The 15,857-nt window shown below is 53.3% G+C and carries 13 protein-coding genes; 8 read left to right on the forward strand and 5 right to left on the reverse strand.

Going from position 1 to position 15,857, the window contains the following annotated elements; translation table 11 throughout:
• Nucleotides 1–6: 6 nt before the first annotated feature.
• Nucleotides 7–1,134: a DNA polymerase III subunit beta gene (gene dnaN / locus N6V40_RS02720; RefSeq protein ID WP_131089652.1), complete on the reverse strand. Its 1,128-nt coding sequence runs from the start codon at nt 1,132–1,134 to the stop codon at nt 7–9.
• A gap of 467 nt (nt 1,135–1,601) precedes the next feature.
• Entirely contained in the window at nt 1,602–3,038 is a 1,437-nt protein-coding gene (dnaA, locus tag N6V40_RS02725; RefSeq protein ID WP_131089651.1) for a chromosomal replication initiator protein DnaA, read from the reverse strand.
• Between the two features lie 516 nt (nt 3,039–3,554).
• On the opposite strand from dnaA, the gene rpmH reads away from it, so the two are divergent.
• The 8 genes from rpmH to N6V40_RS02765 all read left to right on the forward strand — a co-directional run bounded on the left by rpmH (nt 3,555) and on the right by N6V40_RS02765 (nt 9,172).
• Nucleotides 3,555–3,692 (forward strand): 50S ribosomal protein L34, encoded by a 138-nt coding sequence (rpmH, locus tag N6V40_RS02730; protein ID WP_075972541.1) that lies wholly within the window; start codon nt 3,555–3,557, stop codon nt 3,690–3,692.
• Nucleotides 3,693–3,757: 65 nt separating this feature from the next.
• Nucleotides 3,758–4,111: a ribonuclease P protein component gene (rnpA, locus tag N6V40_RS02735; protein ID WP_131089650.1), complete on the forward strand. Its 354-nt coding sequence runs from the start codon at nt 3,758–3,760 to the stop codon at nt 4,109–4,111.
• 73 nt (nt 4,112–4,184) lie between these two features.
• Nucleotides 4,185–4,487, forward strand: coding sequence for a membrane protein insertion efficiency factor YidD (yidD, locus tag N6V40_RS02740; protein WP_396268610.1), 303 nt, complete (start codon nt 4,185–4,187; stop codon nt 4,485–4,487).
• The gene (yidC, locus tag N6V40_RS02745) at nt 4,487–5,461 is read left to right on the forward strand and encodes a membrane protein insertase YidC (protein WP_131089648.1); all 975 of its coding nucleotides are present in this window, start codon (nt 4,487–4,489) and stop codon (nt 5,459–5,461) included. The genes yidD and yidC overlap by 1 nt, the downstream gene beginning before the upstream one ends.
• A gap of 2 nt (nt 5,462–5,463) precedes the next feature.
• The gene (locus tag N6V40_RS02750) at nt 5,464–5,991 is read left to right on the forward strand and encodes a Jag family protein (RefSeq protein ID WP_131089647.1); all 528 of its coding nucleotides are present in this window, start codon (nt 5,464–5,466) and stop codon (nt 5,989–5,991) included.
• Between the two features lie 46 nt (nt 5,992–6,037).
• The gene (rsmG, locus tag N6V40_RS02755; RefSeq protein ID WP_131089646.1) at nt 6,038–6,679 is read left to right on the forward strand and encodes a 16S rRNA (guanine(527)-N(7))-methyltransferase RsmG; all 642 of its coding nucleotides are present in this window, start codon (nt 6,038–6,040) and stop codon (nt 6,677–6,679) included.
• Between the two features lie 175 nt (nt 6,680–6,854).
• Nucleotides 6,855–7,778 carry a ParA family protein gene (locus N6V40_RS02760; protein ID WP_278184788.1) on the forward strand — a complete coding sequence of 308 codons (924 nt, stop codon included), beginning with the start codon at nt 6,855–6,857 and terminating at the stop codon, nt 7,776–7,778.
• 194 nt (nt 7,779–7,972) lie between these two features.
• Nucleotides 7,973–9,172 (forward strand): ParB/RepB/Spo0J family partition protein, encoded by a 1,200-nt coding sequence (locus N6V40_RS02765; protein WP_262198883.1) that lies wholly within the window; start codon nt 7,973–7,975, stop codon nt 9,170–9,172.
• A 3,492-nt stretch (nt 9,173–12,664) separates the two neighbouring features.
• On the opposite strand, the gene trxA is transcribed toward N6V40_RS02765, so the two are convergent.
• The 3 genes from trxA to N6V40_RS02780 all read right to left on the reverse strand — a co-directional run bounded on the left by trxA (nt 12,665) and on the right by N6V40_RS02780 (nt 15,829).
• On the reverse strand, nt 12,665–12,988 hold the full coding sequence (gene trxA, locus N6V40_RS02770) for a thioredoxin (protein ID WP_131089644.1): 324 nt from the start codon (nt 12,986–12,988) through the stop codon (nt 12,665–12,667).
• 29 nt (nt 12,989–13,017) lie between these two features.
• The gene (gene trxB / locus N6V40_RS02775) at nt 13,018–13,986 is read right to left on the reverse strand and encodes a thioredoxin-disulfide reductase (protein ID WP_262198885.1); all 969 of its coding nucleotides are present in this window, start codon (nt 13,984–13,986) and stop codon (nt 13,018–13,020) included.
• Nucleotides 13,987–14,086: 100 nt separating this feature from the next.
• On the reverse strand, nt 14,087–15,829 hold the full coding sequence (locus N6V40_RS02780) for a hypothetical protein (RefSeq protein ID WP_165477327.1): 1,743 nt from the start codon (nt 15,827–15,829) through the stop codon (nt 14,087–14,089).
• Nucleotides 15,830–15,857 lie beyond the last annotated feature (28 nt).

The following is a 15,857-nucleotide window of genomic DNA, read 5'->3' on the forward strand; positions in this document are numbered from 1 at the left end:
GCGGGTTTAGTTCGAGTTTGGCAAACGTACTGGCATCACAAGGTAGCGGTACTGATCCTGATCAGCTTCGTCCAGCTTCTTCTGACCGGTCAGCATCGCCGGCTTTGGAGCACTGGTGAACGAGAAACGAACAAAGTCAGTGGTGAACGAGTTCAAACCTTCAGACAGGAAGGTTGGGTTGAACGCCACAACAATATCTTCGCCGCGCAAGGAAGCAACGATTGCTTCTTCAGCCTGTGCGTCTTCGCCGGTACCAGCATCCAAGGTCAGCTGTCCATCGGTGAAGGCCATGCGAACTGGGGTATTTCGTTCTGCAACGACCGATACACGACGTACCGCTTCCATCAGTTCGCTCGTGCGAACCGTTGCATGGATCGGGGTGTCGCTTGGGAACAGCGATCGAATCTTTGGGTACTCGCCATTAATCAACAACGAGGTGGTGCGACGGTTGGAGCTTTCGAAGCCAACCATGTCACCGTTTTCGCTGATTGCAAGCTTCAGTTCGCCTGCACCCGAAAGAGTCTTAGCAACTTCGCTCAAGGTCTTGGCCTTGATCAAGAACGAAGTGGAAATCTCCGAAGTGTTTGGAGTCCAATTCAGTTCGCGCAGTGCCAAACGGTAACGGTCAGTTGCCAGGAAGGTGATCAGGTCGTTTTCAATTTCAACCTTGATGCCGGTGAGCACTGGGAGAGTGTCATCCTTCGAAGCAGCAACGATGACCTGAGAAACAGCAGCAGAGAAAGCCTGACCATCGATGGTGCCGGCAATTGCTGGAAGTTCTGGAAGCGTTGGGTATTCATCAACTGGCATGGTGGCCAGGTGGAAGCGTGAGCGACCACAAGTCAAAGAGATCTTGGTGCCATCGGTTTCAAGAGTCACCGTTGAGTTTGGCAATGAACGAGTGATCTCAGCCAAGAGCTTGCCTGATACCAGGATCGAGCCTTGCTCTGAGATGTCCGCAGGGATCTCAATGTGTGAGGAAATCTCATAATCAAATCCCTCGAGGCGAACTAAGCCGTCATGGGTAGTGATCAAGATGCCAGCCAGTACTGGTGAGGGTGGGCGTTGTGCCAAGGACCGAGCGGTCCAGGATACGGCGTCTGCCAATACATCCTTTTCAACGCTGAACTTCACGAAAAATCCGCCTTTCGGAACCCTTTGAAACTTAAGTCAGGCCAAGAAGGTTTTTCCTCGCCAAGTTCTTAAGCATAGAGCAGGTAGTTGCACGTTCTCTCCATCTTAATCTTGCCACGTCTTGTTGATGCAAAGTCATCGCTCGGTCTCGGTTGTTGATGAGAGCTGCGAGAAAAAGATTTGAACAGGTTTGGCTCGAGGTTCAGGAGTGGACTCGTTATTTGGATGAATAAGTGTTTAAAGGAGAAGTGTTAATAACCCCTGTGGATACTGTGGACAACCCCCATCCACCGTGAAATGACGGCGATTGTGCATGTGAACAATCTGTGGTTGAAACTGACACTCAGTTCCAGCACCCTGTTGAAACTCAGTTCCACGATTTTTAACGTCCACATGGGTACCTATGTTTATCCGCAGGTAGTCACCAGATCATCCACAGTTTTATCCACACCTGTGATTTCTTGGGATTAATGCTCCCGCTGGCTCTGCTTAATGCGGTTAGTTAGCTCTGTGACTTGGTTAAAGATGGCTCGACGTTCCGCCATGAGCTCACGAATCTTACGATCCGCGTGAATCACGGTGGTGTGGTCGCGTCCACCAAGTTCGGCACCAATTTTTGGCAGCGACATGTCAGTAAGCTCACGCAAAAGGTACATAGCGATCTGACGGGCGGTGACCAAAGTACGGGTTCGGGACTTGCTGTTGAGCTCATCAATAGACAGCCCGAAGTATTCGGCGGTCTGCTTGATAATCGTTGACGGCGTGATTTCTTGGGCACCGTCTTCGCTGATCAGGTCCTTGAGTACGGTTTCTGCCAAGGCCAGATCAACGGACTGGTTATTGAGCGAAGCGAAAGCGGTGACTCGAATCAACGCACCCTCAAGTTCACGGATGTTGGTGGAGATGCGTGAAGCGATGTACTCCATGACGTCTCCTGGAGCCGAAAGGTTCTCAGCATCGGCCTTCTTACGCAGAATCGCGATACGAGTTTCCAACTCAGGTGGCTGGATATCGGTAAGTAGGCCCCACTCGAAGCGTGAACGCATACGATCTTCGAACCCTTGCAGCTGCTTGGGAGGTAGATCAGAAGTGATCACAACTTGCTTGTTGTGGTTGTGCAGCGCATTAAACGTATGGAAGAACTCTTCCTGCGTTGCGTCCTTATTGGCCAAGAACTGAATATCGTCAATGAGCAGGATGTCTACGTTGCGGTAGGTCTGCTTGAAGCTGGCGCCTTCGTCATCACGGATGGAGTTGATGAAGTCATTGGTGAACTCTTCTGAATTCACGTAGCGAACGCGAATACCTTTGTACAGGTGACGAGCGTAGTGGCCAATGGCGTGCAGAAGGTGAGTTTTTCCTAGCCCGGAATCGCCATAGATGAATAGCGGGTTATAAGCCTTGGCTGGTGCTTCGGCTACTGCCACTGCTGCAGCGTGGGCGAAGCGGTTCGAGGAACCAATGACAAAGGTGTCAAAAATGTACTTGGGGTTCAGCCGGCCGAATTCTTGCGAGTTCGATGGGGGCGTTGGCTGTGGTGCTGGCTGCGGCCGCGGACCTGGGGTCTCAGTAACGGCTGGTGCCGCGGGAGCTGGAGCAGTTGTTTCTGGAATTTCTTCTTCCAACTCGTCCGAAAGAGACAGATCAACGCTGACGGCACAGCGGATATCGTCTTGGAATACTTCGCGTAGGGCCTCATCTAGAGGTTCACGAAGTTGAGTCTGCAGGATGTCTCGCGTCAGGTCATTGGGAACTGCCACTAGCAACGTAGTTCCGATCAATCCTTGCGGCTTAGCCAACGATACGAAGGCACGGTAGCGGGCTTTGACGCGATCGTCGTCCTCAATCTTGCGAATGACCTGGCGCCAGGAGCTACCAATGCTATTGGTTTCGTCGCTGCTCACTAAGGGCGCCCCACTCTCGATAAAAATGCAATCTTGGTCACACGAATCTTGTTTCCAAGGCTCGAAAACGCCGTTTTTTGGACGACGTCTCCATTGATTCTATCCACCATCCACACAGTTATGCACAGCTAGGTGGAAAAAGTTGGCCACTAAACTGTGGAAAAGAGGTTTTCCCTTGAGAATAAGCGTTTTAAGCTTGGAGATGACCTGCGGTTTCGTGGCTAAATGTGAACTTTCTTTCGTTATACACAGTAGTAATCCACAAGTTTGGGGTAGATTATTCACAGGCTAACCGCCTGCCGGGCGAAGTTGGTGGAACTGTCGCGCCAATTTGACCTATGGCGAACATTTTTCTATTGTTATTCAGTCCTGTGTGCTTCATTTGCGACTTGCTCATTTTTTAGAAGAGCCCGCGAAATACGCACACTTTTTATAAGTTACGAGCGTCATCCTGTTGTTCACTGCTAAATAGTCAACGGGAAGAACGCATCATCTAGATCGTCTTGGAGTGTCACCGTGAGCAAGCGGACTTTTCAGCCAAACAACCGTCGTCGTTCGAAGAAGCACGGTTTCCGTCTTCGTATGCGTACCCGTGCAGGTCGTGCCATCCTTTCGGCACGTCGTGGCAAGGGCCGCACCGAACTCTCAGCATAAATTTGCGACTCAGCTGTTGGCTTCATGATTTCAACGAGCTCAACTAAAGAGCTGGTTGAACCATCATGTTGCCAAAGAATCAGCGACTGCGCTTAGCGCAGGACCTAACAGTCACAGTACGTTCCGGCGTCCGAAGCGGACGCCGGAACGTCGTGCTATATGCACGCCGCCGCGAAACTGAAGAGTTTGCGGGGGACCGGTTTGGATTCATAGTTTCCAAGGCTGTTGGTATTGCCGTTAAAAGGAACCTCGCTAAACGACGAATGCGAGAAATCGCCCACGAGCTTCGGCGCGTAGAGGGCGATGTTGACTTTGTCGTACGTGCGCTTCCTGGCGCCTCGGAACTTTCTTGGGATGAACTTCGTTCCCAGATCAACGCATCATTTTCCGCTGCGTTAAGGAAGCTCGAGGATCGCTGATGCGTAAGGATTCTGCCCCCGCACTGGGTTGCTGTGGATCATCATTGATATTCCACGCAACACCGTCATCGGGTTGCTAAAGATTTACCGAAAAATCATCTCGCCACTATATGGCGATGTATGCCGATACTTTCCTAGCTGTTCTGCCTATGGGCTCGAAGCGGTGACTCAGCACGGCGTTGTTAAAGGTGCCGGACTGACCACTTGGCGAATCCTTCGGTGCAATCCGTGGTCTCACGGGGGCGTCGATCATGTTCCTGAGGGACCAAGGATTTGGCCAGAAGGCAAACTGCCGAGGATCATAGTTCTGAATCATCCTGTGATTCCCGACGATGAAGACGCCGCGGATAGCGGCCGCAAGGAGCTCGACCACTGATGAACAACTTTCTAGACACCATATTGACTCCGTTTACTTATGCGGTGTCGTGGGTTTTGTGGGCATTCCACGAACTGTTCACTCGGATTGGCATGAACGAAGGTTCAGGCGTTACCTGGACCCTCTCGATCATCTTCCTTGTGCTGCTGATCCGTACGTTGCTGATTCCAGTATTCGTCAAGCAGATCAAATCGCAGCGCGCTATGCAGGCCTTGCAGCCTGACCTTCGTAAGCTACAGGCGAAGTACAAGGGCAAGACCGACCAGATGTCGCGTCAGGCTATGGTTCAGGAGCAGCAAGAGCTGTTCAAGAAGCACAAGACTAACCCGCTGTCTTCCTGCTTGCCTCTGTTGATTCAGATGCCGTTCTTCTTCGCACTGTTCCGCGTACTGAACAATGCCTCGCACGCCAGCGAGAACCACCAGTCCGTTGGCGCCCTCTCTGTTGAGAACATCCGTAGTTTTGATAGCGCCGAGATCTTTGGTGCTCCGCTATCGGAAACTTTCTTGGGAACCTTCAACTCGGGCCATACCAACTGGGCCGTCGTAGTTGTTGCCGTCATCATGATCCTCGCGATGATCGCATCGCAGTTCTTCACCCAGCGCCAGCTGATGACCAAGAACATGAGCAAGGAGGCCCTCGAAGGCCCGTTCATGCAGCAGCAGAAGATGATGATGTACATCCTGCCGTTGGTCTTCGGTATCGGTGGTATCAACTTCCCAATTGGTGTTCTGATTTACTGGACCGCTACCAACCTTTGGACCCTGGGTCAGCAGTACTGGGTTATCCGTAACAACCCAACTCCAGGCTCCCAGGCAGAGCGTGAACTTAACGCTCGCCGCGCAACTAAGGGTTTGCCTCCAGTAGGTGTTAAGAAGGAAGACGCAGCTGCAGCCGCCGAAGAGGCAGCACTCCAGCAGGCTAAGGGCCAGCGTGACCAGCCAAAGCGAAATAACCGCCGGAAGAAGAAGTAGCGATGACTGCAACTGAGAATATTGACGCTCCAACCGTGGAGCCTCAAATCGTGGCACCACAAGACGCCCTCGACGAGGGTGAGGTTGCTGCAGACTACCTTGAAGAACTTCTGGATATTGCTGATCTTGATGGCGACATCGACATCGAAATCCGTGGCGGACGTACCTACATTTCGATCCTCACCGATGAGGACGATGACTCGCTCAATAGCCTCATTGGCGATAAGGGCGAGGTCTTAGACTCTCTGCAGGAACTGACCCGACTGGCAGTTCTTACCGCTACCGGTGAGCGTTCCCGTTTGATCCTGGACATTGCAGGGTATCGTACGGACCGTGCTGGGCAGCTGAAGAAGTTGGCTGAAGAAGCCATTGAGTCTGCTCGTTCAACGGGTGAAAAGGTCCACCTGGATCCAATGAGCGCCTACGAACGTAAGCTCGTGCACGACGTGATTGCCGATGCAGGATTGCACTCGGAATCCGAGGGTGAATCAACTCGACGCCATATCGTTATCTCGGTACTGGACAACTAAGCAACATCGCGCGCAAGCGTGCTGATCGACCTAAAGGACCAAGACCATGACTGAGGATCTCAGCCTTACTGCAGAAGAGACCCTGGCCGCTGAAAAGATCTTCGGCGACCGCCTGGATTTAGCTAAGCGCTATGTCCAGCACCTGGCTACCTCAGGCATTGAGCGTGGACTGCTTGGCCCTCGTGAGGTACCGCGCCTGTGGTCCCGTCACGTACTCAACTGTGCCGTGATTGAATCGGTCATCGAGCGCGACGTCGAAGTTGCTGACGTAGGCTCCGGAGCGGGCCTTCCAGGCCTCTGCTTGGCCATTGCCCGCCCAGACCTCAAGCTGACTCTCATTGAGCCACTAGAGCGTCGTTGCATCTGGCTTTCGGAAGTCATCGAAGACCTTGGCTTGGATAACGTGACGGTTATGCGTGGACGTGCTGAGCAGATGGTTGATGCCGTTAACGCTAGCTATGTCACTGCACGTGCCGTCTCCGCACTGACCAACCTCGCTGGCCTGACGATCCCCCTGCTCCACGGCAAGGGCCAACTTATTGCTATCAAGGGTCGCTCAGCCGCCGAAGAAATCGACAAGGCTTCCAAGGCCATCCGCAAGCTCGGAGGCAAGGAAACAGAAGTCCTCACCATCGGTGGAGAATTCCTCGCAGAGCCAACTACGGTGGTTCGCATTAAGGTTGGCTAGCCCAACGCGATAGTCTGTTTAATAGTTCTTGGGACGCTAACGGCAAATTTCGCGCGAGCTGTAGGCCTGAAGTTGTTTAGCAATTCCAATAACTTGTTTTGAATGTTTCACGTGAAACATTGTCGGTGTTGCCTTGAATATGGGTTGCATCAATTCACGAGGAGGAGTTTTACCTGTGTCCAAGACTAAGAGCTCATCGAGCAGCGCTTTTGACTTCAGTGACTCGTCCTCGCCACTGGCTACACAGATAGCTAGCGAACTTCGTCGTCGCGAAGCTTTGGAGGCCACCACGGTGCCAGCGCCTGATAAGACCCGCTATTTCACGATCTCAAACCAAAAGGGTGGGGTCGGTAAAACGACGACCACTGTTAACCTTGCTGCTGCTCTAGCGCAGGGCGGAATGAACGTTTTGGTGATCGACATTGATCCGCAGGGCAACGCCTCAACCGCTCTCGGAATTGAGCACCATGCCGAGGTCGACAGCATCTACGATGTGCTTATCAATGATCTTCCGTTGGCTGACGTTGTTGCAACCTGCCCAGAGCTTCCTAGCTTGCAGGTAGCTCCTGCGACGATCCACCTCGCTGGTGCTGAAATCGAGCTTGTATCGCTCGTGGCGCGCGAGCAGCGCCTACAGCGAGCCTTAGATGACTACGCACGTACGCGTCAGCGAGAGGGTCTCCCACGACTCGACTACGTGTTCATTGACTGCCCACCTAGCCTGGGCCTTCTGACCGTCAACGCTTTTGTTGCTGCACGCGAAGTTTTGATTCCTATCCAGTGCGAGTACTACGCATTGGAAGGACTGAGCCAGTTGCTGAAGAACATTGAGATGATTCAGAAGCACTTGAACTCCAAGCTGACCGTCTCCACGATTCTTTTGACCATGTATGACGGTCGTACCAAGTTGGCCGCGCAGGTTGCTAATGAAGTTCGCGAGCATTTCCCTGAGCAGGTTCTTGAAGCAGTAATTCCTCGGTCCGTTCGTATCTCCGAGGCACCTAGTTACCAGCAGACCGTCATTACGTACGATCCCAACTCAACTGGCGCACTTTCGTACAAGGAAGCAGCCCAAGAGATGGCCGAGCGCGGCGCTTAGTCTGCCTCAAGCCGTTCCACGTAAATAGATCGATATTTACGTATTTTTTTGTTTGTTTTTCGTGTTCACTTTAAGCGGTTTGAAGCGAAGTCAACACTGGAGCTAGGCTTTTGCGCGCGCATCCCCGTATGAAAGTTTAAAAACAGTAAACTAGTCTCGGGCTGAATGTTCGGACGAAAGGGCGTGCAATTAACATGGCAGAGAAGAAGCGTGGATTGGGTAGGGGACTAGGTGCTCTTATCTCGAGCTCGCCTGTCACGGAGATTGCCGAGGAGAAAGTCGATGTTTCACGTGAAACATCTTCGACTGAGACTAAAGCTGATTCCGCAAAAAGTAAGGCAGCACGTCCTGTAGACATGTTCTTTGAACCGGGTCGCAAGTCCTCGGCACCAAAGTCTGCTGCGCCAGCTGCAAGCAAGACTACGAAGCGACCACGCGCGACGATGCCAGGGTTGAATAGCTCGTTGTCCGCCAAGCCAGTGGTTGAACCCACCGAAGCTGAAAAGCCAGCTAAAAAGACTGCACCAAAGATCGAAGCACCTTCGGTGACAACCGATGAGACGTCCGATCTTGTTGAGGTGCCGGGCGCTAAATTTGCGGAACTTGATGTAACGCAGATTCATCCTAACCGTAAGCAGCCAAGAACCAATTTCGACCAGGAACACATGGATGAACTCATCCATTCCATCCGCGAAATTGGGCTTCTTCAGCCCATCGTTGTTCGTCCCTCACGCGAAGCTGATGACGCACCGTATGAGCTTGTCATGGGTGAACGCCGTTGGCGCGCGACGCAGGCGGCCGGCCTGGAAACCATCCCAGCAATCATCCGCGACACACAAGATAATGATCTTCTTCGCGACGCATTGCTTGAAAACCTGCATCGTTCGCAGCTGAATCCGCTTGAAGAAGCGGCTGCATATCAGCAACTATTAGAAGAATTCGACTGTACTCAAGAAGTACTTTCGGATCGTATTGGACGTTCGCGTTCGCAGATCTCCAATACAATTCGTCTCATGAAGCTGCCTCCACTGGTTCAGCGCCGGGTGGCAGCGGGAGTACTCTCCGCTGGACACGCGAGGGCATTACTTGGGCTTTCGAACAACGAAGCCATTGAGCAACTAGCCCAGCGAATCATCAACGAAGGCCTTTCCGTACGAGCTACGGAAGAAGCGGTAGCGCTCAGTGACGACAAGCCTAAGAAGGCTGCAAAGAAAACCAAAGAGACTCAGCGTAACGAACGCCTAGACTTCCTCGCTACGTCGCTTGCGGACCGCCTGGACACGAATGTGAAGATCCAACTTGGCTCGCGCAAGGGTAAGGTCAGTATTGAATTCGCCTCCGTCGATGACCTCAACCGCATCATGCAGGTCATTGACCCTGAGATGAAGCAATAATTTAGCAGAAAAGGCGCATGTTTCACGTGAAACATGCGCCTTTTGCATTTAACGACGCGTTTCACGTGAAACATCATGGAGAGGAAGACGAACGGATGTTCTCGTCCTCAGTAATCCACAGACTCCAAGGGCATCGATAACTGGTGGAATCGACCGAGCCGAAGGAAATCCTATTCAGTCCTACCAGTGGTACCTGACGGGGCTGACGAATGCACACACCTGGGGTACAGGCCTCGCCAGTCTTGCGATCGAGGGGACAGACGATTGATAGGGTGATTAGCCGTGAAGTTTCACGTGAAACATTACGATTTCAACGTTTGACGACGCAGGACTACAGATTTATGCGACCGCAATCGGCGAAAGTTCGGTTGTAGGGGATCCGGGCTTAGAGCGAGTCTAGGAACGACAGAAGGATCCAGTCCGTCAGCCGCAAATTTGCCTCCAAGATGTAGCTCCAATATTGGGATGAAGAGGTCTCTGGAGGAATCACGGTGGAGATGTCAGATTCAAATGGGTCGGCGTTGAACTGCGAGTGTGTAGCTACAACGTCGGATGCAGCGTCGCAAACCACTAATGATCTTGCTGGCCGACTCAGTGTAGCTACCTGGCTTCTGCATACGTGGAGATATGCTTTCGCTCGGACTGCAACAACAGCATTGGGGAAGTGTCCCTGGGGTTGGAAAGATTGTCTGTCGCGAGGAATTGAACCACGGGCCTCAACTGAAGTACCGTAGCTATCTTCTAGAAACGGCGTTCCTGATTCGCTGTCACGAGTCTCCAAGGAACTACATAACTGTTCCACCTCTTCGAGATTGCAATACACGATGATCAGGGTTCATTAGATTAGAGATCGTTTTGGCTTCTCCACGGAGGTTCCGAGAGACTAGCGCGTCATCAGATGTAAGAGCGCTGATGCTACAAACATGAAACGCGATCACTGAGACGGATAGGGGATAGGAGCATCTGACATGATTCGCGGATGGACAGTTGCGGCGAGTAGGAATTGAAGCAATCAGTTGCGACTAGGCACGGGTTTCTGATCAGGATCGCCTGCGCTGAGTTACTGGTCTGTAGATTCAGCAGAGACGCACCATAAGTGTGCTCTCGAACTTCGCGACGAATACTGACGGTTTCTTCAAGCACCTGATGAGCTTCAGCTGGAGGGACTATGTGTCTACAGAACTGAATCAGTTCACCGAGGGGGAGTGGTTCTTGATCTACGTAGTGAGTTCATGCCTGTGTCTGGCGTCAGACTTGAATGATTTCTCCGTGGGCGTGCCCCCGACTGCGGACACGTAGTTCGGTCTAGGTTCTGACGTTTCACGTGAAACATCCGTGTTCGGATGGCTTTCATAGGACTTTCTGAGACCTGCGGGGCGACGGGGCAGTTCAGGCCTTCCCATAAATAATTATTGGAGGCTCAGAAATTTCCTGTTCGATGATTATGTATTGGTGCTGATCAGTATCAGTGTCTCGTACTGTAAAGCTGAGCATCATGGGCGCTGCGGGTCTGTTGTTGAAACACGATCCATCCGTTGCCGCCTGTTCCTTGGCGTAGCAATGAACAGCAGGACTGTGAACAGAAGGGAGCGCCTCGAGTCGGTTCCATCCAGGCTGAGCAGTGCAAGTATTGGATGGGCACGACGAACTACATTGATGTTTCACGTGAAACAGTGGTGAAAAGTGCGTAATTGCGCAGGCACTTCCAGCGACGGATTGCCGTAAGTTTCACGTGAAACATCCAAGCGGACTGGTGGCATAGTTCTTTAGAAATCCTGGAATGCAGTTTAGGTCGCCACGAGATTGGTATCCATCCAAGACAACATAGTGCTCACATTGTTCTGGGGAAGCCAAGTGAAGCTCAGTTAGCCATTCAACTGAGGACGGCAGGCTATATGGTGTCGAAGAATGAGAACAGGAAACGTGTCCAGAAGAGACGGCTTAGTACATAGAGACATGCGAGTATGTGACGGATGCGCGCTATGCCGAGCCCACGCTGAGTGACGGTCTCGCAGATCGAAATCGACGCCTGCCGCGCGATCAACGTTGTGGCCTCAGCGGTGGTCCCGACCTCATGTATTGACCCTTCAGAAGCGACAGGAGCTGATGCCGGAGTAGCCCCGGATCGGGCGACCATGATCGGGTGCGCCCAGAGAGACTTGCGCGGTTCATGGGCCGATAACTTCTGCTGTACAGCGTGACCTAGATAGAAGTTCGAGCTCGTAAGGAATGGATACCACTGGCCTGGTTTTATGCGAACAAAAGCGCCGAAGACACGTGTTTCAAGTGCCTAAATGCCCAACAGAACTCTTCTAGGGCAACCGAGCACCCCTTAGGTGCTCTACGGCCCCCTCAGGGGCCTCCAGAGCCTCCTCTCTCGTGAGAGGTTCCCCCACGTTTCCACGTGAGGCCCCTACGGCCTCTAGAGGCCGATTCTAGGCTGTCCAGTGATCCAGAGAGGTTCCGGGATGACTATAAGAACGAGTTTTGGGCCTATCGAGCGCATACTCTAGGCAATTGGTACCGCGATGAGTGCATGTCATGTCGGCAGAACGCATCAGGAGGCTGAACTCGCGGCGCTTGACGATGTATATCGAGCGTCGAAGGAAAGCTCACGAATTCTGGGGAGAGCGAGCGGCTAGCTGACGTATGGCTCTCTAAGATCTAGTGAAGATCAGCTGAGTTTCAGGTGGGGTGCAGAGACTGTGTCCGGTCTTGAGGGAGAGCTCCTATGAGCGTGATGATCTCCTCGCCACCAGGTTGGTTGGACTGAAACTTGGACTAGATAGCTCCTATGGGAAATTTGAAAAGATTCGTTCAGTTGACTCTGTCCGTATGCTCCGTGTGGGTCGCGGACAGACACCGGGGCAGCAAGCAGAAGCTATAGACACTGAGGGCACGGACATTGCGAAGAGGATGTGTCTTTGACAGCTTGGGCGTTCAGGGAGGAGCTATCGTTGTCAGCATCGGTGGCCAGGAACCCAAGATTCCATCTCGGTTCACAACATTTCCATGCGGGACTCGGAGAGCAAAAAACCGACGTTTTAATCGATAACTACACATAGGTCTAACGCGTTGGTCTGAAAGAGTCGTGAATACAAAAACTGACGGGATCTACAAAGCAGACTTACACCGTGGAAGGAGGAGCTAGTTTTCCTCCCGAGGGAACCAACTGCAGTTCAAGGGGTTGCTCTGGCTGATTCGAGAGAAATGCAAATACCATTTTCGATCGTAGAGGATGCATCTTTGGCAATCACCGGCAGACGCTTTGAACGAACCGCTCTCCTGAGCCCGGTGAGGACAGAATTCTAGTTTCAAGTAAGAATATCTAGAAAAACAAAGTAAATAACTTTCATACCGCATATCGTGCTCCAAATAGCTCTCAGGAGAGGCACCTAGTTCACCCTAACCCCAGCTAGGGTCTGAAAACATGCTGAGACAAGAAAAGGGGGACCGGCCGATGGCCGATCCCCTTCTGGTAAAGCTAGTGACTTACAGGTACTCTGCAAAGTCCTTTTCGATGACAGCCTTTGGCTTAGCACCGATCGAGGTAGCTACGTGCTCGCCACCCTTGAAAACGTAAACAGCAGGGATGCTGGTGATGCCGTACTTAGCGGCGATGCCCTGGTTCTCGTCAACGTTGATCTTTACAACGTCTACCTTTTCAGCGTGCTCTTCAGCAATCTGATCCAGTACTGGACCAAGCTGGCGGCAAGGACCGCACCACTCTGCCCAGAAATCGACGATGACTGGCTTTTCGGAATCCAGAACTTCGCTCTGGAAGGTTGCTTCAGTTACTGCTTTTGCGTTGCTCATGAGAGACAACCCCTTTCTGAGAAATCTACTTAGACGGTAGCTACGGTTTCGGTGGTGATGTTGGCCAGGTAGTGCTCCACGTCCTGTGCAGCGGCGCAGCCGGAACCGGCTGCGGTGATTGCCTGGCGGTAAGTGGAATCGATGACGTCGCCTGCAGCAAATACGCCTGGCAGCGAAGTCTTCGAAGTACGTCCTTCGACGGCGATGGTGCCCTCGGAAGTCAGCTCGAGCTGATCCTTGACGAGATCAACGCGTGGGTCATTGCCAATGGCAACAAAGATACCGGTGACGTCCAGGGTGCTCTCGGCGCCGTTGACGAGGTTCTTCAGTGCAATGCTCTGAACCTTATCCTCGCCGTTGATGCCGACAACCTCTGAGTCCCAAACGAAGTCAATCTTCTCGTGGGCCAGGGCGCGATCTGCCATGATCTTTGATGCGCGCAGCTCACTGCGACGGTGTACAACGGTGACCTTGGCAGCAAACTTGGTCAGGAACAGTGCCTCTTCCATGGCTGAGTCGCCACCGCCGATGACGGCGATGTTCTGGTCGCGGAAGAAGAAACCGTCGCAGGTAGCGCACCAGGAGACGCCGTGGCCGGAGAGGCGCTTCTCGTCTTCTAGGCCCAGCTCGCGGTATGCGGAGCCGGTGGAGACGATGACGGCATGTGCACGGTAGGTGGTGCCATCAGCCAGCGACAAGGTCTTGATGTCGCCTTTCAGGTCCATTTCGGTAACGTCGTCGAACAAGATTTCAGCGCCAAAGCGCTCTGCCTGCTTCTGCAGGTTGTCCATCAAGTCTGGGCCCATGATGCCCTCTGGGAAACCTGGGAAGTTCTCCACCTCGGTGGTGTTCATCAGTTCGCCACCAGCTGTAACCGAACCTGCGATAACCAGAGGTTTAAGGTTCGCACGGGCGGTGTAAATCGCAGCTGTATAACCCGACGGGCCGGAGCCGACGATGATTACGTCGCGGATTTCGTCGTTCTGTGCTGAAGTCACGGGGATAGAACCCTTTCGTCCTAAAATTGCGAGGTGGATAGCGAGGCTTTACCTCACTATCCACCTCAACGTATGGCTTTGCTAAAAAATTCCGCTACTGTTACTTGGCGGAGAATTCACCGATTTGCAGACCGTATGGTCGCGATGAGTTGCTGCCCGATGCCTTACGAGGCAGGTCGGTGACATCGAGGAAGACGTAGGAGCCTTCCATGGAATCCTTATCCCCGTCCTTCACGGCCACGGAGACCGATGGGCCGGAGAATGAGCCCTTGGCTACAGACTTAGCATTGCCCAGATCATCGGAATCACCAACGAGGATCTCGTAGTCACCGCCGGTGCCATTCAAACCTTCCAAGTTCACCTCGGAGATGGCCGCCTTGTCCTTGAGCTCGAGGATGAAGACCATATTGGAGGCGAAGCCACCGAAGTTGCTGGTGGTGTAGGTGAAGGTGTCATAGGTGCTCGAGGCGTTGCCGTCGACCATGTTGGCCAGCTTGCCATCGGTTTCAGCATTCAACTGCTGGTTACCAGGAACCAGTCGTGAAATATCCGAAATTACAGGCTTTGGCAAGGCCGGCTCGGAGGATTCCTTCGGCTTGGCCGACTCGGAAGGAGCAGCGGACTGCTGAGGCTCGTTGGAGGTATCGGCAGTAGTTTCCTTATCGCCACCAAGGAAGTTGAAGGCGAAGACCACGGCAAGGATCAAGATGATCAGCAGAACCGCGCCAACCACAATGCGAGTGCCCTTGGACGTCGACTCATCATCTTCTTGCCCGGTGGCCGCAGCCTGGTTTGGGACGACAACGTTTTTGGCGGCGGCTGGGAAAGTTGATGCCTTGGCTGCAACAGCGGCTGCACCAGTAGCAACAGCGCCCGCGGCACCTGCTGCGGCACCGGCTACACCGGCACCCTTCTTCTTGGCGGGCTTCTGCTCGTCCTCAACAGGCTTGTTATCCGCAGCTGGCTTCTGAACTGGCTGCTGAGCTGGCTTTGCTGCAGCGGCACCTGCTGCGGTTCCGGCGGCGGCGCCAGCAGCGGCCTTAGGCTTGGTGGAATCTGATTTGGCGGACTCGGACTTGGCCGAATCAGACTGAGTCGAATCCGACTTTGCGTCAGCTGGCTTTGCAGCCGCTGGGGTATCACCCTTTGACTGGGCGGCGGCAGCTAAGGCTGCGGTGGCGGTGACGTTTGGCTCGTCGTCCTGATCATCAAGACGGGTAACCGCTGGCTGACCCTCGGTGGTCGGTGGCTCGGTGGAAGCCACAGGGTGGGCAGTGGTAGCCGGAACCTGCTCGTTAGGAGCGGTCTGGTCCGACTGCTGGCCATTGGCCTGGTCTTGGTTTTTCTTGCCGAAGCGGTTCTTCAGACCGGCAAAACCGCTGGAGAAGGCGGTGCCGAACTTGTTTTGTTCAGCAGGCTCGACCTCGTACTGGTTGTCGTCCTCGTAAGACTCTGGGGCGGACTGACGGGTCACGCCGAAGATCTCAGTGCCCAAGGTGTCGGTGAAGAACGGTTCAACGTAGGGTGCGTCGTCGGACTCGAGAACTAGGTCCAACAGGTCCGAAGAGCGTGCCACATTGGCCACGAGGTAGCTCTGGTTGGTGTCGGTGATGCCAAGGTCCAGTACCTGGACGTTGGAGGCGCGTTCACCCATCGCAATTTCGCGGGCACTAGCGGCCAGCTGAGAGGAGTTCTCGGCCGAAGCCACCATGATGCTGACGGAGCGATTAAGTACTTGGTCAATGCCTGCAAGTACCAAGTCACCTTCAGCTGATGAAAGGACGGTCTCAGTGACCTGGTAACGGCCGCTGAGGACAGAGCCGACATCGATTGGCTGCGCCACGTGCATCTCCAAGGGTTGATTGTTCTTC

The organism is Glutamicibacter sp. M10, assembly GCF_025452055.1.
Lineage (GTDB): Bacteria > Actinomycetota > Actinomycetes > Actinomycetales > Micrococcaceae > Glutamicibacter.